Raw genomic sequence first — 19,626 nt, 5'->3', positions numbered from 1 at the left:
CTTACAGGAACCAAGGTGAGCATCGGACCACCCAGAGGCCTACCGCCCACCGATGGGCATCATCATGCCTCGCCACGCAGGAACGCTTTCATGCAGATGAATAACGCACTCCCCACTCAAAGGCCTTACACCGCTGAACCGCCATCGGGTGCCACTCTTAGCCGCCAGCGACGTGCGATAGACCAGAGCCCAAACAACGAGCAATACCTCGTGGAAAGCGTGCGCAGGGATTTATCCAATAACGGTGGTGACGGTTACGAACTCGTCAGCGTGAACCACGACCCCGGCAAGACGGTGGGAGCCCATGACAAAACAATTGTACCCGTGGATGTGGGGATCAATATCGACAGCGCCAGCAATGCCGAGAACCTGGCCTTGGCCTTCAAGTCGGTAACGCAAGATGCCGCGCAGACGGTCAAGCAACTGTTCAAAGACAAGTGGAACCTGGACATCGACCCGGACAGAACGTATCTGACGACGTTCAACTACAACACTACCGGCAAGCCGCCCTACCCGGCCAAGCTGGTCGAACAGATTACGCTGACGGACGCCCTGGTAAAAAACAGCCAGACTACGCCCGAAGGAAGGGGGGCGCTGGTTCCTCATTATGCCGGCGGCCCAGCAGTGAGGCTGGTCGATCACCTGCCCCATATTGCACCAGGCGTATTCGACGTCGCCGACCGATTCAACCCCAATCGCGAGTCGGCCCACATTACCCACACCTACCAAGGCATTTATACCGCCTCCACGCCCGGCACCCCGCAGGTCTATGCGCCTTCAACCCAGCTGTCAGTGTCGCCAAAGGACTTCAAGGAGCAAGTCTGGGCCACCGACTTCCAGCGCCCCTACATCGAGTTCCTTAACGACTTCTGGGACAAGCACGACCGTCAATACCCTATTGTGGCCAAGGCGGCACTCGTCAAAGCTGCACACTCGCAACATCAGGAGGGCAGCCTGACGCAGGAAGACAAACAACTGGTCCTGCGCGCAGCGGGGCTGCCTGGCAACACCCTGGCCTGGGCCGATACGCTGTTCAACGACCTCACACGCCCGACGCGGCCCGATCCTGGACTAGACGTAGGCCTGTTGAGCGTAGGGCAATACAAATCCACCGACCTGATGGTGATCACCGACAAAAACACCCGCCAGGGTGCCGATGGCAAACCGATCAACCGCACACTGCTGGTCATCCCGGGCAACTCTTCGCCAATCCACGCTTTTGACAGCGTAGAGCAAATGAAGCAGTGGTTGGCGAGCCAAGCCGCAGACCCGGAAAAACTCAAGGCACTGGAAGGACACTTCACCTTCAAGGACTTGAACAGCGGCCCGTTCAAAAGCGGCGTGCGTGAAATGCTCAAAGGGATGGCCGTGTGGCCCAAATATGCGCACCACCGTACCTGGCCTCCTGCAACGACCTTGAGCCTCCAGCGCTTCAACGCCACCGGGCGTTCAAATACCGGCCCTGATATCGACGCCACCGCCGATGTCTTTCAACAGATCGGCCAACGCCAATACGATCGGTCGTTCGACGACGCCAAGTCGCAGATCACCTCCGATGCCGACGTCACCAAAGCCAATATCCTGTCGGGCCTCAGCAAGGCAGCCATGATCGCGATGCTCTTTGCCCCGGTGGCCATCGCCGTGCCCGAAGTGGCTTTGGCGTTGGATGGGCTGTACATCGCCTCGGGTATCACCGAAGCAGGCATTGGCGCCGACGATTTGGCCAAGGGCAAACCCGGCGGCGTCGGTCATTTGATTTTTGGCGTGCTCAATGCCGCGCTGCCTGTAGCCACACGCCTGGTGTCCCAGGCCGGTACAGTGGTGGAAGAAGGGGCCTCGGCCAGTTCGCAACGCCCTGTTGGGCAGCCAGTGACTGATGCCCATCCGGGCAAGCCCTCGGTCGACCTTAACGTCGACAATAACTTTGCCTCCTTACTCCCCGAATCGGAACCTGTGGCGCCGGTCTCCGAAACACTGTCGACGGACGGTAAGTTGGTCACCCTCACGGGCACCAAGGATAACCTGGTCAAAGTCGAAGACAACCTGCACATTTTCACCGACATGAATAAAAATGGCCTGGAGCATCGCCTCAACATCATTGGCCATGGCGATGGCACCCATATTTATTACAAAGGTGGCAAACACACCCCGCAGGGGTTGTACAACACGCTCAAGCGCAATGGCATCTTCCCGGAGAGCTATGACAATATTCGCATTCTGAGCTGTTACTCCGGGGCGCAGGGCGAGAACTCCTTCGCCGCTCAATTTCAGCGGCTCACCGGACGCCCAGTGAAAGGCTATGTAGGTGAACTGACTGCCAGGTACTCGCCCGAAGAGATCCTGGGAGATAACCAGACAATCTACGAAAGTGGCAAACCCCCTGTAACCTTCGATCATCCCAGTCCCGACGATGGCGTTTCGGGTAAAGAATTCAAGCCGGTGAAGACCAACCCGTATTCGATTTTCGATCACCCGTTCAAATGGTGGAATTTCAGCTACAAGCCTGTGACGTTTACTCCAAAAGGGGCCACCCTGTAACAGGGTCCTCGCGTGGCGTGAGGGTAGCGCACGCCACGCTGAAATTTATTTGTATTGGGTAAACCCGACGAACCCCAAGGCTACGTCTACAGTCTTACCGAACACGAATATCCCCAGGAGCTTCCATGTCTCGTTTCACTCGCAGTGCAGTTGTTCTCACCCTCAGCGCCAGCGCCCTGGCCAGCCTGCCGGCTATGGCCGCCGATGCACTGAATTACAACCAGATCTCCCTGCGCGCCGAAGTCAGCCAGGAAGTGGCCCGCGACAAGATGATCGTCACCCTTTACACCGAATCGCAAAACGCCGACCCGGCCAAGCTCGCGGCCGAAATCACCACCACCCTGAACCAGGCGCTGGGCCAGGCTCGCGAAGTCAAAGGCGTGACCTTGCGCCAGGGCAGCCGCAACAGCTACCCGATCTACGACAGCAAGAACCAGAAGATCACTGGCTGGCGTGAACGTGCAGAACTGCGTATGGAAAGCGCGGACTTCCCGGCACTGTCCAAACTTACCGGCGAGCTGCTCAACACTCTGAAGATGGACAGCATGGACTTCGCCATCGCCGATGCCACGCGCAAGGCCAGCGAAGATGCGCTGCTCAAAGATGCCGTGGCTGCATTCAAGGCGCGTGCGCAACTGGCTACCGATGCACTCGGTGGCAAGGGCTACAAGATCGTCAACCTGAACTTCAACACTAATGGCTACCCGATGCCCTACGCCCGCAATGGCGGCATGATGATGAAAGCCGCCATGGCCGATTCAGCACCGACGCCTGAAGTGGAAGCCGGCACCAGCCAGGTCAACATGAGCGCCGACGGCGTGATCGAAGTTTTACAGTAACTTTTTTAGACAGGACAACGGCGCAACCCCACGGGGCTTGCGCCTTTTTTTTGCGCGTTAGCGCCACGTCATATCCAGCAGTACATCTCGCAGGAATCAAGTGCCCGGCTTCCACGACTCATTACTGCCATAGCTACCAGGGATGTGCTGGCATTTATTCATACAATGAGAGCCGAATTTATGTCCCTGTCACTCAATCCAATCCACAGGTTATCGCTGCCACTCGTAGTCGCCAAACCGACGTCGGCCATTCAAGCGCAGGCGACACCGCCCGCTGCAAAAACCGCCCACCCCGACGAAACAGCACTGCTCAAGGCCTATCTCGAGGCCGCACAACGTAAGGTGTTATACGGCAATGCCGGGCTTATAACCGTGCCGCCCCAGAGCACTCTGGGCCAGTGGCTTGGGCTGTATCGCATGCATTTGGAAAACGCCGTGGTACAAGGCTGGCTGCAGGAACAACACTTCGCCCCGGACACCTTGCTTTCAATCAACCCGTCTACAGGTACCTTGTCCGCCAAGGTCGAGGGCAAAACTAAAACCTTCCATCTCTCGGATTCATCAGGCTGGGGACAAATTTCAGGACCATTGCTGGACGCCGCAAAAGTTATCGCCCCTGGAAATAACGGTGATTTACGTGTGAGGCTGCGCAAGGACTCCATCAAGGTCAGCGCAAAAGTGGTGGCCAACTTTGAAGGTGTGCCCCTTCCCCAAAAGCTGTCACAGGCTCGAACACAAATAAGGCACCTGGAACACAAAGACACCTTCGATCCTATCCCCGCCGATGACCGCCTGCGCCCTGCCAGCAGCCGCTCGCCACAGGCGCTGCAGGTGCAAAAACACAACGCCGCCAACTACTACAGCACCGCACCACAAGCCTTGGCTTACAAGCGCATGGCAGTTGACGTCGCCGACAACCTGCCCAATACGCGGGCAGAGGCCAAAAAGTGGGCGGATGACCTGCTGCTCAAACTCACGGGCAAACCTATCGACTCCGACACCGTGTACTTGAACCGTTTCAAAGGTGGCGAAAGCGCAGACACGGCGACCGGCTGGGAACACACCTTTCAAGAACCCTGGTCTTCGCTGCGCTTGCCCGACGCCTTGCTGAAGAACTTCTCCGAGCACGACTGGGTGCCCGGCAACCTGGACCTGGAAGCGGGGCTGTATACCCAGCCTGCTGGGCAAAGCGAAAAAGACGGCTACGGCAAACACAATCAAATCGACCTCAAGCCGTCCCAAGTGATGCATGAAAGCTGGAAAACCGACTTTCAGACCCAAATGACCCAGAAGATTGACCACTTCTGGAGCACGCATAACGACGAGTATGAGACGACGATCAAAGGTGAATTCATCTTCCAGGCCCGCAAGCAATTGAAAAGCGCCGAGAGCAGACCCCCTCTTGAACGTTCCTTGCAAGCGCCCGAGCACCAGTTCACCCGTGACGACTACCGTTTGGTGATGGGTGCCGTGTCCAACCTTACGCTCGATGAAAACGCCCCGATCACCGTGGAACAACTCAAGGCCAAAGCACCGGCAAACGGCAACGTTCAAGCGCATGCCCTGAGCCTCCACGGGGTTACGTCCAGCGATATAGTGAGATTCAGCGCTGCGGACGGTGGCCGGCAGGTGCTCTATATACCGGGCGCCGAACCCGCATTCTTGCGCTTTGATTCTATTGAGAAGCTGGATCAGTGGCTGCTCGAGCAAGCCAAGGACCCTGCAAAACGCGAAGCACTGGCGGCTCACTTCCCGATGATCTATCGCCAGGACCAGACCAAGAGCTTTGCTGAACGCGCGGCAAAAGTACTGATGCCCATTCTGTGGTTCACCCATGTGGGCGAAAAGAAGGATGGCCTGGACACCCTCTTGGCGAAAATGGCCAGTGGTGAGTTGAAGGGGTCAGCGATTGACCGCAGCCACGCTGCCATTAAAGACGACGTTTTTTCCACATTGGCGACGGCCGCCAAAGAGCGGATGAACAGTGACGCCGATGTAGTCATCAAGTCCGACAGCGAGGTGATTCGCGATACGTGGCTGAACGACATCACCGTAGCCGCCGGCCTGCTGGTCAAACTCGCGCCCATCGCCGCGCCCGTAGCCGCCGCAGCGGTGGCGGCCGGGTTGACCGAGGTGGCGCTAGGGGCAGAAAAAACCTCGTCTGGCGACACCGTGACAGAGCGGGATGAGGGCGCCTCCAAAGCGTTCGATGGCTTACTCAATACAGTGTTTTCCTACGGTGCCAGTGCTGTGCCGGAAGACCCTTTTGCACTGCCCGCAGAAAAAGAACTGCCGCGCCTTAAGCCCCAGCCTCTCCCCAGGGCAAACGCTCGCGAACCACAACCTGGGACGTCCACAGGCACCCCTGTGGTTAGCGACTCCGTTAACGCCCCACTCCCCAGATCCCGTTCACTCATTCCAATGGCGCAATATGCCGTCCCGGAGGGTGAACAGCTGATAAAGAACGCGCCTCGCGACACGTTGGGTGTTTATCGAGTAACCGACAGCCAGGGAGTGCTGCGCCAGTTAGTGCGCCTTACCGACGAGTCGGGGGCGAGCAAGGTATTTGAGATATCGGGGCGTTACCGGACCGGTGATGCATTTGCCAGAGTCATCAACCCCGATAACGGCGCGGGGCTGATGGTCATCACACCCGGGCGTAACGGAGAGTGGGCGCGGGCACCGGGTGATGGCGGGATAAAATGGCCGTGGCCGTGGCAACGTCCTGAGTCCCCGACACCCAGTAACGATTTAAAAACGCCCGCACATGTATCGGATAATTTTATTGAGTTAGACGGCACCAAAATGAAAGGCGCTGACCTATTCGACAAGTATTTCAACGTTGAAGAGCAAGCGAACTATAAATATGGCGTCACTTTCAGGGAAAATAACGGTATTTTAGAAAATCGTCCTGTCTTTTCCTGGACAGCAGACAGCGCGGATTTCACCGTACTTGCATCGGAAACAGCCTCCCCCTCCTCGTTTGGTAGCAGCAATTACTCCGAATACTTTATCAAAGACATCGACCGAGACCCTTACACAATAAGACGCCCTGGCCTGGAGAACGTTGAGATCAACATACCCCGGCAGCTAGCAGGAATGACCATCCCAGATAACTTAGAAGGGTCAATTCGTGACGGTCTGGTAAGGGACGGGATCGATACATTTGAGCGCACCGTGCCCAATCCTGACATGCGAGCGGCAATTTCAGAGGTTGCTCATCAAGGTTCTTCCGCTCCTGCGTGGTTTGAATTGCAACCTCCGCGAGTGAAAGACGGCTATAGCAGCAGCGTTGGCGACCGGCAGTACTTCATCGACTACAACCCTCTAAAAAATGAGACCGAGGTCACAATAGTCACCCAATGGCACCTGAAATATGATGTTAGAGGTGAGTCCACCCTCGTCGATGACGTGAACATAACAGCCACTCGGACTTTCACCCTTCGTGAAAGTAATGAAATAGACGGCCCGCCCGTTACAATCGATAAGTCGGCTCCCACCCGTATAGAGGTATCCCCCGCATAAAGGTATCCCCTACCTAAGCCAGCTGAACGGCGGTAACCTCGGTGACCGCCGTTTTTGTTTGGGCTGCTTTAAGATGCCCGCCGCCTCAGGGGTCTCCATGGAAAAAATCGCCGTCAAGCCACTGCTCCTCGCCGCAAGCCTTCTGGCCTTTATACCAATGACCCAGGCAGCCACCACCCTGGTCTACTGCTCCGAAGCCAGCCCCGCCGGCTTCGACCCCAGCCAGTACACCAGCGGCACCGATTTCGATGCGTCCGCCGAAACCGTGTTCAACCGCCTGACCCAGTTCAAGCGCGGCGGTACCGAAGTCGAACCTGGCCTGGCCACCAGTTGGGATGTTTCCAAGGATGGCCTGACCTACACCTTTCACCTGCGTGAAGGCGTCAAGTTCCATACCACCGACTTCTTCACCCCGACTCGTGACTTCAACGCCGATGACGTGCTGTTCACTTTTAATCGCCTGCTCGATGCCGACAGCCCGTTTCGCAAGGCCTACCCCTCAGAGTCGCCCTACTTCACCGACATGGGCTTGAACACCACGATCAAGAACGTCGAAAAACTCGACGAACGCAGCGTGCGGTTCAACCTGAACACGGTCGATGCTTCGTTCGTGCAAAACCTGGCCATGAGCTTCGCCTCTGTGCAATCGGCCGAATACGCCACCCAGTTGTTGAAACAAGGCAAGGCGGAGCAGATCAACCAGCAACCGGTCGGCACCGGGCCGTTTGTGTTCAAGCGCTACCAGAAAGACTCGCAGATCCGTTATGTGGCCAATAAACAGTATTGGAAGCCCGAGGACGTGAAGCTCGATAACCTGGTGTTCGCTATCACCCCGGACGCCGCCGCGCGCCTGCAGAAACTCAAGGCGGGCGAATGCCAGGTCAGCGGTTACCCGCGCCCCGCCGATATCGAGGTGATGAAGCAAGACCCCAACCTGCGCGTACTGCAACAAGCGGGCTTCAACCTGGGCTTCCTGGCCTATAACGTGACTCACCCGCCGCTGGATCAACTCAAGGTTCGCCAGGCACTGGACATGGCCATCGACAAGCCCGCAATCATCAAGGCCGTGTACCAGGGCGCCGGGCAATTGGCGCAGAACGCACTACCTCCCGCGCAGTGGTCTTATGACCCGAAAATCCAGGACGCCCCCTACGACCCGACCAAGGCAAGGTTGCTACTAAAAGAAGCAGGGGTTGCACCAGGTACCACCATCAACCTGTGGGCAATGACCGTACAACGCGCCTCAAATCCGAATGCGCGGATGTCTGCACAAATGATTCAACAGGATTGGGCCAAGGTCGGCATCAAGGCCAACATCGTCAGCTATGAGTGGGGCGAATACATCAAGCGCGCCAAAAATGGCGAACACGATGCAATGATTTATGGCTGGACCGGCGACAATGGCGACCCCGATAACTGGCTGGGCGTGCTCTACAGTTGTGCTGCGGTCAAGGGCAGCAACTACGCCAAATGGTGTAACCCGGCGTATGACAAGCTGGTGCAGCAAGCCAAGGTCAGCAGCGACCGCGAGCAGCGCATCAAGTGGTATCAACAGGCACAGAAAATCCTTAAGGAACAAGTACCTATAACGCCTATTGCGAACTCGACGGTTTTCCAGCCTATGCGCAAGCAAGTGCGTGACTTCAAGATCAGCCCGTTTGGGCTAACGCCGTTCTACGGTGTGGGTCTAGATAAGTAACAGCCGCGCCCCAACCGAGTGCGCTAGACGCCTCGGCTGGGCTTTTTTGGTGCGCCATTTGCACCGAAAAAACCCTCCAAACAGGCACTTTTGTGTCGAAACTTTCATAATTGCGACATTCCTGTACGTTCGTACCACAGTTTTCCCTTTGCAACCGCTCTGCATCTTGCATTGGGTATGGCGCCTGCATAAGTATCCGCAGGCCGACTCACGAGGTCGCCCTCACCACCAAAAATGACAACAAATCATGAGGCCAACATGCTTAAACACGCAGTCCTTCCGTTATTAGTGAGCGCTGGCCTTATGGCCGCAGCCCCCGTAGCCCTTGCGGCAACTAACCTGGTGTTCTGCTCCGAAGGGAGCCCGGCCGGTTTTGATCCAGGCCAGTACACCACCGGAACAGACTTCGATGCCTCGGCCGAAACCATGTTCAACCGCCTGAGCCAGTTCGAACGTGGCGGCACCGCCGTCGTTCCTGGCCTGGCCACTAGCTGGGACGTGTCCCCGGATGGCCTGACGTACACCTTCCACCTTCGCGAAGGCGTCAAGTTCCATACCACCCCGTATTTCAAGCCAACTCGTGAATTTTCGGCTGACGACGTACTGTTTACCTTCAACCGGATGATCAATAAAGACGATCCATTCCGTAAGGCCTACCCCACCGAGTTCCCGTACTTCACGGACATGGGGATGGACACCAACATCAAGAACATCGAAAAAATCGATGACCACACCGTCAAGTTCACCCTTGGCACCGTGGACGCCGCGTTCATCCAGAACCTGGCCATGAGCTTCGCCTCGATCCAGTCCGCCGAATACGCTGCGCAGTTGTTGAAGGAAGGCAAGCCTGCCGACATCAACCAGAAGCCGGTCGGCACTGGCCCGTTCGTGTTCAAGAGCTACCAGAAAGACTCGAACATTCGCTACACCGGCAACAAGGACTACTGGAAACCTGAAGACGTGAAGATCGATAACCTGATCTTCGCTATCACCACCGACCCGTCGGTGCGTATCCAGAAGCTCAAGAAAAACGAATGCCAGATCACCCTGTTCCCACGTCCGGCCGACCTCAAGGCGCTGGGTGAGGACAAGGACCTGAAACTGCCGCACCAGGCCGGTTTCAACCTGGGCTACATCGCCTATAACGTCATGCCAGTACTCAAGGGCCAGACCGCCGCGAACCCGCTGGCTGACCTGCGCGTCCGTGAAGCCCTGGACATGTCGGTGAACAAGCAGCAGATCATCGACTCCGTGTACCAGGGTGCCGGCCAACTGGCGGTCAACGCCATGCCGCCGACCCAGTGGTCCTATGACACCACCATCAAGGATGCCAAGTACGATCCTGGCAAGGCCAAGGAATTGCTCAAGGCCGCTGGCGTCAAGGAAGGCACCGAGATCACCCTGTGGGCCATGCCGGTCCAGCGCCCCTACAACCCCAACGCCAAATTGATGGCCGAGATGCTGCAGAACGACTGGAAACAGATCGGCCTGAAGGTCAACATCGTCAGCTACGAGTGGGGCGAGTACATCAAGCGCTCCAAAGGCGGCGAGAACCAGGCCATGATCATTGGCTGGAGCGGCGACAATGGTGACCCGGACAACTGGCTGAACGTGCTGTTCGGCTGCGACTCGCTGTCGGGCAACAACTTCTCCAAATGGTGCGACAAGAAATTCGACGGCATCGTTAAAGAAGCCAAGGCCACATCGGATGTCGCCAAACGCACCGAGCTGTATAAGCAGGCGCAACATATCCTCAAAGATGCAGTCCCGATGACACCTATCGCGCACTCGACGGTGTATCAACCCATGCGTAATACCGTGCAGGATTTCAAGATCAGCCCGTTTGGCTTGAACTCCTTCTACGGCGTTAGCGTCAGCGGCAAGTAAGGTTCAATAACGGCGACGTTTCATAACGTCGCCGTTATTCCATCCGCCTGGACCTTAGGAAACAGACTACGTTTGCAAGCGTTGCCGTCTTACAGCAATGAACTGCGACCCGTGCCTCCGTTGCCTACAAGGTCAGTCAGAATTGACGCATTTACTGCAAGGTCAGCGCCTCATAAGGTCGTAGGACAGCAGAGGCATCACTCTGGGAAGGGCACTTGCTGTGTGTGGGATCAGTGATGTCTGCCTGGCTGTAAGCCAGCAGGAAGGCTCGCTGTTGATAACTACAAACAAGGACCGGGATCGTCATGCGCCATACCACCGTTGTATCCGCTCTGTTTGCCACCAGCCTGCTGGCCATGGCCACCATGGGCCAAGCCGCCGAGAAAAAGAGCCTGGTGTTCTGCTCCGAAGGCAGCCCGGCAGGGTTTGACACTGCGCAATACACCACCGCTACCGATAACGATGCGGCGGAGCCTTTGTATAACCGTTTGGTGGAGTTCGAAAAAGGCGCGACCGACGTCGTCCCTGGGCTGGCAACCAAGTGGGATATTTCCCCGGATGGCCTGACCTACACCTTCCACCTACGTGAAGGGGTGAAGTTCCACAGCAACAAGGAATTCAAGCCGACACGGGACCTCAACGCCGACGACGTGCTGTTCACCTTCAACCGCATGCTTGACCCCGAGCACCCGTTCCGCAAGGCCTACCCCACCGAGTTTCCGTACTTCAACGGGATGAGCCTGAACAAGAACATCGCCAAGGTCGAGAAAACCGACCCGTACACCGTGGTGATGACGCTGAACACGGTCGACGCCGCGTTCGTGCAGAACATCGCCATGAGCTTTGCCGCGATCCTTTCGGCGGAATACGCCGAGCAGTTGCTCAAGCAAGGCCGGCCCAGCGACATCAACCAGAAGCCGATCGGCACTGGCCCGTTCGTGTTCCAGCGCTATCAGAAAGACTCGCAGATCCGCTACGTGGGCAACAAGCAGTACTGGGACCCGAGCCGCGTCAAGCTGGACCAACTGATCTTCGCCATCAACACCGACGCCTCGGTACGCGTACAGAAGCTCAAGGCCGGCGAATGCCAGGTGACCTTGCATCCACGCCCTGCCGATGTCGAGGCCCTCAAGGCCGACCCGAACCTGCAACTGCTGACCAAGCCGGGCTTTAACCTGGGCTATATCTCCTACAACGTGCGCCACAAGCCATTCGATCAGCTTGAAGTACGCCAGGCGCTGGACATGGCGGTGAACAAGCAGAGCATCCTCAATGCTGTGTACCAGGGCGCCGGGCAACTGGCGGTCAACGCCATGCCGCCGACGCAGTGGTCCTACGACGACAGCATCAAGGACGCCGCCTACGACCCGGAAAAAGCCAAGCAGTTGCTCAAGGCCGCCGGGGTCAAGGAAGGCACCGAGATCACCTTGTGGGCCATGCCAGTGCAACGCCCGTACAACCCCAACGCCAAGCTGATGGCGGAAATGCTGCAGAACGACTGGGCCAAGATCGGCCTCAAGGTCAAGATCGTCAGCTATGAATGGGGTGAGTACATCAAGCGCACCAAGAACGGTGAGCACGATGTCAGCCTGATCGGTTGGACCGGCGACAACGGTGACCCGGACAACTGGCTCGGCACCCTCTACAGCTGCGACGCCATCGGCGGGAACAACTACTCCATGTGGTGCGACCCGGCGTACGACAAGCTGATCAAGCAAGCCAAGGTCGTGACCGACCGCGAACAAAGGACTGTTCTGTACAAACAGGCGCAGCAATTGCTCAAGCAGCAGGTGCCGATCACGCCCATCGCCCACTCGACGGTCAATCAGCCGTTAAGCGCCAAAGTCGAAGGCTTCAAGGTAAGCCCCTTCGGCCGCAACGTGTTCTCGGGCGTCAGCATCAACCCATAAGAAAATAACCGGATGGCGGGAAGCGAAATACGCTTCCCGGCAAACGTGCAGGCTTTTGTTGGGAAATTTCCTACGCCAAACGTTTGCAATAGCTTGAACGAGTTCCACACCCGATAGCCGGATCACCCAAAAAGACCGGCATTAAAAAAGAGAACCAAAGGAGCTTCACCCATGAAACTGAGCAGCAAAGCGCTTCTGGCCTTGGCCATCAGCAGCATCACGGCCACCGCCTACGCTGAAACGCAAAGCCAGGACTTCGTTCCTACCACCCTGGCCGGCACCAGCGCCCAAAGCGAGGCCAAAGGCTTTATCGAAGATTTCAGCCTGGGCGGCACCACGCGTAACTGGTACTCCCATGAAAGCAAATACCGTGGGGGCACCTTCTCGTACCAGAAGCACGGCCAGACCCTGACCGATCGCAACCGTACCAACTGGGTGCAGGGCACCATCCTCAACGCCAGCTCGGGTTTCACCCAGGGCACCGTAGGGGTCAAGACTGAAGTGGCGGTGTACAACGCCCTGGTGCTGGATCGCAGCAAGCGTGATATCAAAGGCGGCTCCAACCGTACCCTGGCCGACTCCAACGGTGACGCCGTAGACCAGTGGAGCAAACTGGGCCTGGCCAACGTGCAATTCCGCGTGTCCAACACCACACTGACCGCCGGTCGCCAGAACTTCAGCAGCGGCATCGTCGACACTATCGGCAACCGTGCTCTGCCTTCGAGCTTCCAGGGTGTGAGCTTCAACAGCGAAGAGTTCAGCAACCTGTCGTTCCAGGGCGGCGTGTTCGACCGCGTTTCGCCACGTAGCGAGCAGAGCCTGTCGAAATTCCGTAGCGAATACGGCAATGGCGCAGAAACCGACAAAGTGTCGACCCTGGGTGTGAACTACCAGCCGCTGAAAAGCCTGAAAACCAGCTTCTTCGCCGCCAACGTGAAGGACTTCTGGAACCAGTACTACTTCGGCGCCACCCACGAGCTGGGCGACGCGCAGCAGTTGGGCCTGACCACCGGCTTCAACTACTACAAGACTGTCGATGAAGGCAAAAAAGAGATGGGGGAAATCGACAACGATACCTTCTCCCTCTCCCTGGGCCTGACTCACCAGGCACACAGCCTGACCTTCGGCTACCAGCAAGTGAACGGTAACGAGTACTTCGACTACCTGCACGAAACCAACGGTATCTACCTGGCCAACTCCCTGACGTCTGACTTCAACGGCCCGAACGAGAAATCCTTCCAGATCGCCTACGCCATCAACATGGCTGAATACGGCGTACCCGGCCTGAAGTTCAACGCCTACTCGGCACGCGGCTGGGGCATCGACGGTACCCACTACACCGGCAACAATGGCCGGGCCAAGTTTGCTTATGACGGCATCCAGTCCCAGGACGGCGAGAAGCACCAGGAATACGGTGTAGGCGCCTCTTACGCGCTGCAGAGCGGCCCACTCAAAGCCACCACCGTGCGCGCAACCTATGTTGAGCACCGTGGCAGCGAGTTCCAGTCCGACGGCAGCATCAAAGAGTTCCGTCTGGTCACCACCATCCCGTTCAACATCCTTTAATTAGCGCCAGGCAGGCGGCGAGCTCAGGACGAGCCCGCCGCCTACGCTTTTCTGGCTCCATCGATTGCAGAGGGCTCTGAATGAAAATGCTCCCACTACAAGCCGCCATGGCCGCTGCGCTGTTGAGCGTGGCGATCGGCGTTTCGGCCAAACCGCTGGTGGTCTGCACCGAAGCCAGCCCGGAAGGTTTCGACCCGGTCCTGTACACCACTGCTGTGACTGCTGACGCCGCCGCTGAAACCATGTTCAACCGCCTGGTGGACTTCAAGCCCGGCACCACTGAAGTGGTCCCTGCCCTGGCCAAAGACCTGCCGGAAATCAGCGCCGATGGCCTGACCTACACCTTCCATCTGCGTGACGACATCAAGTTCCACACCACCGACTATTTCAAACCCACGCGCAACCTGAATGCCGATGATGTGCTTTGGAGCTTCCAGCGCCAGCTGGACCCGAATCACCCGTGGCATAACAAGTCCCTCGTGGGCTACCCGTACTTCGAAAGCATGGGGTTCAAGGAACTGCTCAAGAGCGTAGAAAAGACCGACGATCACACCGTCGTCTTTACCTTGACCCGTCCGGAAGCTCCGTTTCTGGCCGACCTGGGTATGGCATTCTCTTCAATCCACTCGAAGGAATACGCCGACCAGTTGCTCAAGTCCGGTAAAACTGAAGACCTCAACGCCAAGCCTATCGGCACTGGCCCATTCGTCTTCAATCGTTATCAGAAAGATGCCCAGGCGCGCTTCAAGGCCAACCCGGACTACTTCCGCGGCAAGCCGGCGGTCGACCCGCTGATTCTGGCGATCACCACCGATAACAACGTGCGCCTGCAAAAGCTCAAGGCCAACGAATGTCAGATCGCGTTGTTCCCCAAGCCGGATGACATTCCAAGCATCAAGAAAGACCCGAACCTGAAGGTCGATGAACTGGCGGCGATGACCACCAGCTACACCGCATTGAACACCACTCGCAAATACATGAGCGATGCCCGAGTACGTCACGCGATCAACATCGCGTTCGACAAGGCCGGTTATACCGAAGCGCTGTTCGGCAAAGGCAATGCAGTCGTGGGCACCGGCCCGTATCCGCCGACCTTGCTGGGTTTCAGTGAAAAGCTGAAAAACCCACCGCGCGACCTGGATAAGGCGCGCGCCCTGCTCAAGGAAGCCGGCGTGCCGGAAGGCACCGAGTTCACGCTGTTCACCCGTAACGGCGGCGGCCCGACAAACCCTAACCCGATGCTCGGCGCCCAGCGTATGCAGGCGGATCTGGCGCAGGTTGGCCTGAAGGTCAATATCAAAGTCATGGAATGGGGCGAAATGCTCAAACGCGCTAAAAACGGCGAGCACGACATGGTGTCGGCAGGCTGGGTCGGTGATAACGGCGACCCGGATAACTTCCTCACCCCGAACCTGAGTTGCGATGCGGCGAAAAACGGCGAAAACTACGCGCGCTGGTGTAACAAAGAGTTTCAGGACTTGATCGACAAGGCTCGTGCGGAAAAGGAACCGGCCTTACGGGCCGCGCTCTATGAACAAGCACAGGATGTCTTCGAAAAAGACCAACCATGGCTTCCCATGGCTTACCCGAAACTGTTCACCGCCATGCGCAAGAACGTAGAAGGCTTCATCCAAAGCCCTCTGGGTACGAATAACTTCGCCACCACCCAGGTGAAGTAATAAGAAAAACGCTCGGCACCGTCGACACTGACGGTGCCGGACCTGCCTAACCGGCTGATTGAGGTACACACCAAGATGTTTAGTTTTATTGCCCGCCGACTGGGGTTATTGATCCCCACGTTCTTCGGCATCACGTTGCTGACCTTTGCGTTGATTCGCATGATTCCAGGCGACCCCGTAGAAGTCATGATGGGCGAGCGACGGGTTGACCCCGAAATGCACGCACAGGCAATGGAGCGCCTTGGCCTTAACAAGCCGCTGTATGCGCAATACCTGGACTATGTCGGCAAGCTCGCCCAGGGCGACCTTGGCGAATCGCTGCGCACACGCACCAGCGTGTGGACCGAATTCACCGCTCTCTTCCCCGCGACCCTGGAGCTGTCCATGGCCGCGCTGTTGTTCGCCGGTATCCTGGGCCTGTTGGCCGGGGTGATCGCGGCACTCAAGCGAGGATCCCTGTTCGACCATGGGGTGATGGGCATCTCCCTGGCGGGGTATTCGATGCCGATCTTCTGGTGGGGCCTGATCCTGATCATGTTCTTCTCGGTAAGCCTGGGCTGGACCCCGGTATCCGGGCGTATCGACCTGCTCTATGACATCGAGCCGCGCACCGGCTTCATGCTGATAGACACCCTGCTGGCCGACGAGCCGGACGCGTTCTGGGATGCATTGCACCACCTGATCCTGCCGGCCATCGTGCTCGGCACCATCCCGCTGGCGGTGATCGCGCGCATGACCCGTTCGTCGATGCTCGAAGTGCTGCGTGAGGACTACATCCGTACCGCCAAGGCCAAGGGCCTGTCGCCAGCCCGCGTGGTGTTCGTGCACGGCCTGCGTAACGCACTGATCCCGGTGCTCACCGTGGTCGGCCTGCAAGTCGGCACGCTGCTGGCCGGTGCGGTACTGACCGAAACCATCTTCTCGTGGCCCGGCATCGGCAAATGGCTGATCGAAGCCATTGGCGCGCGGGACTACCCGGTGGTGCAGAACGGCATTCTGCTGATCGCCTGCCTGGTGATCCTGGTGAACTTCGTGGTGGATATCCTCTACGGCTTCGCCAACCCACGCATCCGTCACCAGCGCTGAGATCATGACCATGACCACACCTACTCAAGTGTCAGCAGTCGATCAGAGCCTGCTGTACCCGTCCCCGTACAAAGAATTCTGGCAAGCCTTCTCCAAGAACAAAGGCGCGGTCGCCGGCCTGCTGTTCATGTTGCTGATCGTGTTCTGCGCGATCTTCGCCCCGTGGGTTGCACCGCATAACCCCAGCGAGCAATACCGTGACTTCCTGCTCACACCACCGGCGTGGTTGGAGGGCGGGCAAATGCAATTTCTGCTGGGCACCGACGAACTGGGCCGTGACTTGCTCTCGCGCCTGATCCAGGGCTCGCGTCTATCGTTGCTGATCGGTTTGTCGTCGGTGGTGATGTCGCTGATCCCGGGTATCCTGCTGGGCCTGTTCGCCGGGTTCTTCCCGCGCTTGCTCGGCCCAACCATCATGCGTCTGATGGACATCATGCTGGCCCTGCCATCGCTGCTGCTGGCCGTGGCGATTGTCGCCATCCTCGGCCCTGGCCTGATCAACACCGTGATCGCCATCGCCATCGTGTCGTTGCCATCCTATGTGCGCCTGACCCGCGCCGCCGTGATGGGCGAACTGAACCGCGACTACGTGACTGCCGCCCGCCTCGCTGGCGCCGGCCTGCCACGCCTGATGTTCATCACCGTGCTGCCTAACTGCATGGCGCCGCTGATCGTACAAGCGACCTTGAGCTTTTCCTCGGCGATTCTCGATGCCGCGGCCCTGGGCTTCCTCGGCCTTGGCGTACAACCGCCAACCCCTGAGTGGGGCACCATGCTGGCTTCGGCCCGAGATTACATCGAACGCGCCTGGTGGGTCGTGAGCCTGCCTGGCTTGACCATTTTGCTCAGCGTGCTGGCAATCAACTTGATGGGTGACGGCCTGCGCGATGCGCTGGACCCGAAACTCAAGAACGCCGCCTGAGGAGATTCCCATGTCACTGTTAGAAATCAAGAATCTCAACGTGCGCTTCGGCGACAAGACCGCCGTGCCGGTGGTCGATGGCCTCGACATTTCCGTCGACAAAGGCGAAGTCCTGGCGATCGTTGGCGAGTCGGGTTCGGGTAAATCCGTGACCATGATGGCGCTGATGGGCCTGATCGAGCATCCCGGCATCGTTACCGCCGATGCGCTGAACTTCGACGGCAAGGACATGCTCAAGTTGAGCAACCGCCAGCGCCGCCAGATTGTCGGCAAAGACCTGGCGATGGTGTTCCAGGACCCGATGACCGCGTTGAACCCCAGCTACACCGTGGGTTTCCAGATCGAGGAAGTGCTGCGCCTGCATTTGAAAATGTCCGGCAAACAAGCACGCAAACGCGCCATCGAGCTGCTGGAAAAGGTCGAGATCCCAGGCGCTGCCAGCCGTATGGATGCCTACCCGCATCAATTGTCCGGTGGTATGAGCCAACGCGTGGCAATCGCCATGGCGATTGCCGGCGAGCCCAAGTTGCTGATCGCCGATGAGCCGACCACTGCGTTGGACGTGACCATCCAGGCGCAGATCATGGAACTGCTGCTGGCCCTGCAAAAAGAGCAGAACATGGGTCTGGTGCTGATCACTCACGACCTCGCGGTGGTTGCCGAAACCGCCCAGCGCGTGTGCGTGATGTACGCAGGCCAGGCGGTGGAAGTCGGTCAGGTGCCGCAGCTGTTCGACATTCCGGCACACCCGTACAGCGAAGCGTTGCTCAAGGCCATTCCCGAGCACAGCCTCGGCGCAACGCGCCTGGCCACGTTGCCGGGCATCGTGCCCGGCCGCTACGACCGTCCGCAGGGTTGCCTGCTGTCGCCACGCTGCCCGTACGTGCAGGACTCCTGCCGCGCCCAGCGGCCGGGCCTTGATCCGAAAAGCCACAGCCTTGCCCGCTGCTTCTACCCGCTGAACCAGGAGGTGGCGTAATGGCCGTCGTACTTACCGCCCGCGACCTCACCCGTCACTACGAAGTGTCCCGCGGCCTGTTCAAGGGTCATGCCACCGTGCGTGCCCTCAATGGTGTGTCTTTTGAGCTGGAAGCCGGCAAAACCCTCGCCGTGGTAGGCGAGTCGGGCTGTGGCAAATCCACCCTGGCCCGCGCCCTCACGCTGATTGAAGAGCCCTCGTCGGGCTCGTTGAAAATCGCCGGGCAAGAAGTGGCCGGCGCCGACAAGGCCCAGCGCAAGCAATTGCGCAAAGACGTGCAGATGGTGTTCCAGAGCCCCTATGCCTCGCTGAACCCACGCCAGAAAGTCGGTGATCAACTGGCCGAACCGCTGCTGATCAACACCAACCTGTCCGCCGCCGAACGCCGCGAGAAAGTGCAGGCGATGATGAAGCAAGTGGGCCTGCGCCCTGAGCATTATCAGCGCTACCCGCACATGTTCTCCGGCGGCCAGCGCCAGCGCATCGCGTTGGCCCGCGCCATGATGCTGCAACCCAAAGTGCTGGTGGCGGACGAACCGACATCGGCACTGGACGTGTCGATCCAGGCGCAGGTGCTCAACCTGTTCATGGATTTGCAGCAGGAATTCAACACCGCCTACGTGTTCATCTCCCACAACCTGGCGGTGGTGCAGCACGTGGCTGACGATGTGATGGTGATGTACCTCGGCCGCCCAGTGGAAGTGGGCCCCAAGGAAGACATCTACGCACGCCCGCTGCACCCCTACACCCAGGCGCTGCTGTCGGCCACGCCGACCATTCACCCGGACCCGAGCAAGCCGAAGATCAAGATCGTCGGCGAACTGCCCAACCCACTGAACCCGCCGCCTGGCTGCGCATTCCACAAGCGTTGCCCGTATGCGACGGCGCGTTGCAGCAGTGAAGAGCCGCTGTTGCGTCCTTTGGATAACCGGCAGGTGGCTTGCCACTACGCGGAGCAATTCGTGGCCTGAAGCAACACAACCTCGCTCCTAAAGG

The 19,626-nt window shown here is 58.3% G+C and carries 12 protein-coding genes; all 12 read left to right on the top strand.

What is annotated here, in order from left to right:
* Window positions 1-90 precede the first annotated feature (90 nt).
* Window positions 91-2,538: a dermonecrotic toxin domain-containing protein gene (locus tag BT204_RS12830; RefSeq protein ID WP_125919866.1), complete on the top strand. Its 2,448-nt coding sequence runs from the start codon at window positions 91-93 to the stop codon at window positions 2,536-2,538.
* Window positions 2,539-2,663: 125 nt separating this feature from the next.
* On the top strand, window positions 2,664-3,377 hold the full coding sequence (locus BT204_RS12825) for an SIMPL domain-containing protein (RefSeq protein WP_034126285.1): 714 nt from the start codon (window positions 2,664-2,666) through the stop codon (window positions 3,375-3,377).
* 180 nt (window positions 3,378-3,557) lie between these two features.
* Window positions 3,558-6,902: a dermonecrotic toxin domain-containing protein gene (locus BT204_RS12820; RefSeq protein ID WP_072447047.1), complete on the top strand. Its 3,345-nt coding sequence runs from the start codon at window positions 3,558-3,560 to the stop codon at window positions 6,900-6,902.
* A 97-nt stretch (window positions 6,903-6,999) separates the two neighbouring features.
* Complete coding sequence (locus BT204_RS12815) at window positions 7,000-8,601, top strand: ABC transporter substrate-binding protein (protein ID WP_054896908.1); 1,602 nt, start codon at window positions 7,000-7,002, stop codon at window positions 8,599-8,601.
* A gap of 258 nt (window positions 8,602-8,859) precedes the next feature.
* Window positions 8,860-10,488 carry an ABC transporter substrate-binding protein gene (locus tag BT204_RS12810; protein ID WP_072447045.1) on the top strand — a complete coding sequence of 543 codons (1,629 nt, stop codon included), beginning with the start codon at window positions 8,860-8,862 and terminating at the stop codon, window positions 10,486-10,488.
* 305 nt (window positions 10,489-10,793) lie between these two features.
* Window positions 10,794-12,398: an ABC transporter substrate-binding protein gene (locus BT204_RS12805; RefSeq protein ID WP_072447043.1), complete on the top strand. Its 1,605-nt coding sequence runs from the start codon at window positions 10,794-10,796 to the stop codon at window positions 12,396-12,398.
* 171 nt (window positions 12,399-12,569) lie between these two features.
* Window positions 12,570-13,964 carry an OprD family outer membrane porin gene (locus BT204_RS12800; RefSeq protein ID WP_003188488.1) on the top strand — a complete coding sequence of 465 codons (1,395 nt, stop codon included), beginning with the start codon at window positions 12,570-12,572 and terminating at the stop codon, window positions 13,962-13,964.
* Window positions 13,965-14,044: 80 nt separating this feature from the next.
* Window positions 14,045-15,643 (top strand): ABC transporter substrate-binding protein, encoded by a 1,599-nt coding sequence (locus BT204_RS12795; protein ID WP_034126280.1) that lies wholly within the window; start codon window positions 14,045-14,047, stop codon window positions 15,641-15,643.
* Between the two features lie 75 nt (window positions 15,644-15,718).
* Window positions 15,719-16,729, top strand: a complete 1,011-nt coding sequence (locus tag BT204_RS12790) for an ABC transporter permease subunit (RefSeq protein ID WP_003171721.1) — start codon at window positions 15,719-15,721, stop codon at window positions 16,727-16,729.
* A 10-nt stretch (window positions 16,730-16,739) separates the two neighbouring features.
* On the top strand, window positions 16,740-17,651 hold the full coding sequence (locus tag BT204_RS12785) for an ABC transporter permease subunit (protein ID WP_003188486.1): 912 nt from the start codon (window positions 16,740-16,742) through the stop codon (window positions 17,649-17,651).
* Window positions 17,652-17,661: 10 nt separating this feature from the next.
* Window positions 17,662-18,630, top strand: a complete 969-nt coding sequence (locus BT204_RS12780) for an ABC transporter ATP-binding protein (RefSeq protein WP_034126279.1) — start codon at window positions 17,662-17,664, stop codon at window positions 18,628-18,630.
* A complete protein-coding gene (locus BT204_RS12775; RefSeq protein WP_003188483.1) occupies window positions 18,630-19,601 on the top strand; it encodes a peptide ABC transporter ATP-binding protein in 972 nt (323 codons plus the stop codon). Before BT204_RS12780 ends, BT204_RS12775 begins: the two co-directional genes overlap by 1 nt.
* Window positions 19,602-19,626: the final 25 nt, after the last annotated feature.

The sequence above is a fragment of the Pseudomonas sp. NFPP02 genome (genome assembly GCF_900119355.1).
Classification (GTDB): Bacteria; Pseudomonadota; Gammaproteobacteria; order Pseudomonadales; family Pseudomonadaceae; genus Aquipseudomonas; species Aquipseudomonas paracarnis.
The sequence above is the reverse complement of the archived record's forward strand: the minus strand, read 5'-3'. Positions and strand labels throughout refer to the sequence as shown.

What these genes read in the sequence shown, in the direction of transcription:
- BT204_RS12830 (WP_125919866.1), top strand. Translation starts at nt 91, where the DNA reads ATGCAGATGAATAACGCACTCCCCACTCAAAGGCCTTACACCGCTGAA.
- BT204_RS12825 (WP_034126285.1), top strand. Translation starts at nt 2,664, where the DNA reads ATGTCTCGTTTCACTCGCAGTGCAGTTGTTCTCACCCTCAGCGCCAGC.
- BT204_RS12820 (WP_072447047.1), top strand. Translation starts at nt 3,558, where the DNA reads ATGTCCCTGTCACTCAATCCAATCCACAGGTTATCGCTGCCACTCGTA.
- BT204_RS12815 (WP_054896908.1), top strand. Translation starts at nt 7,000, where the DNA reads ATGGAAAAAATCGCCGTCAAGCCACTGCTCCTCGCCGCAAGCCTTCTG.
- BT204_RS12810 (WP_072447045.1), top strand. Translation starts at nt 8,860, where the DNA reads ATGCTTAAACACGCAGTCCTTCCGTTATTAGTGAGCGCTGGCCTTATG.
- BT204_RS12805 (WP_072447043.1), top strand. Translation starts at nt 10,794, where the DNA reads ATGCGCCATACCACCGTTGTATCCGCTCTGTTTGCCACCAGCCTGCTG.
- BT204_RS12800 (WP_003188488.1), top strand. Translation starts at nt 12,570, where the DNA reads ATGAAACTGAGCAGCAAAGCGCTTCTGGCCTTGGCCATCAGCAGCATC.
- BT204_RS12795 (WP_034126280.1), top strand. Translation starts at nt 14,045, where the DNA reads ATGAAAATGCTCCCACTACAAGCCGCCATGGCCGCTGCGCTGTTGAGC.
- BT204_RS12790 (WP_003171721.1), top strand. Translation starts at nt 15,719, where the DNA reads ATGTTTAGTTTTATTGCCCGCCGACTGGGGTTATTGATCCCCACGTTC.
- BT204_RS12785 (WP_003188486.1), top strand. Translation starts at nt 16,740, where the DNA reads ATGACCACACCTACTCAAGTGTCAGCAGTCGATCAGAGCCTGCTGTAC.
- BT204_RS12780 (WP_034126279.1), top strand. Translation starts at nt 17,662, where the DNA reads ATGTCACTGTTAGAAATCAAGAATCTCAACGTGCGCTTCGGCGACAAG.
- BT204_RS12775 (WP_003188483.1), top strand. Translation starts at nt 18,630, where the DNA reads ATGGCCGTCGTACTTACCGCCCGCGACCTCACCCGTCACTACGAAGTG.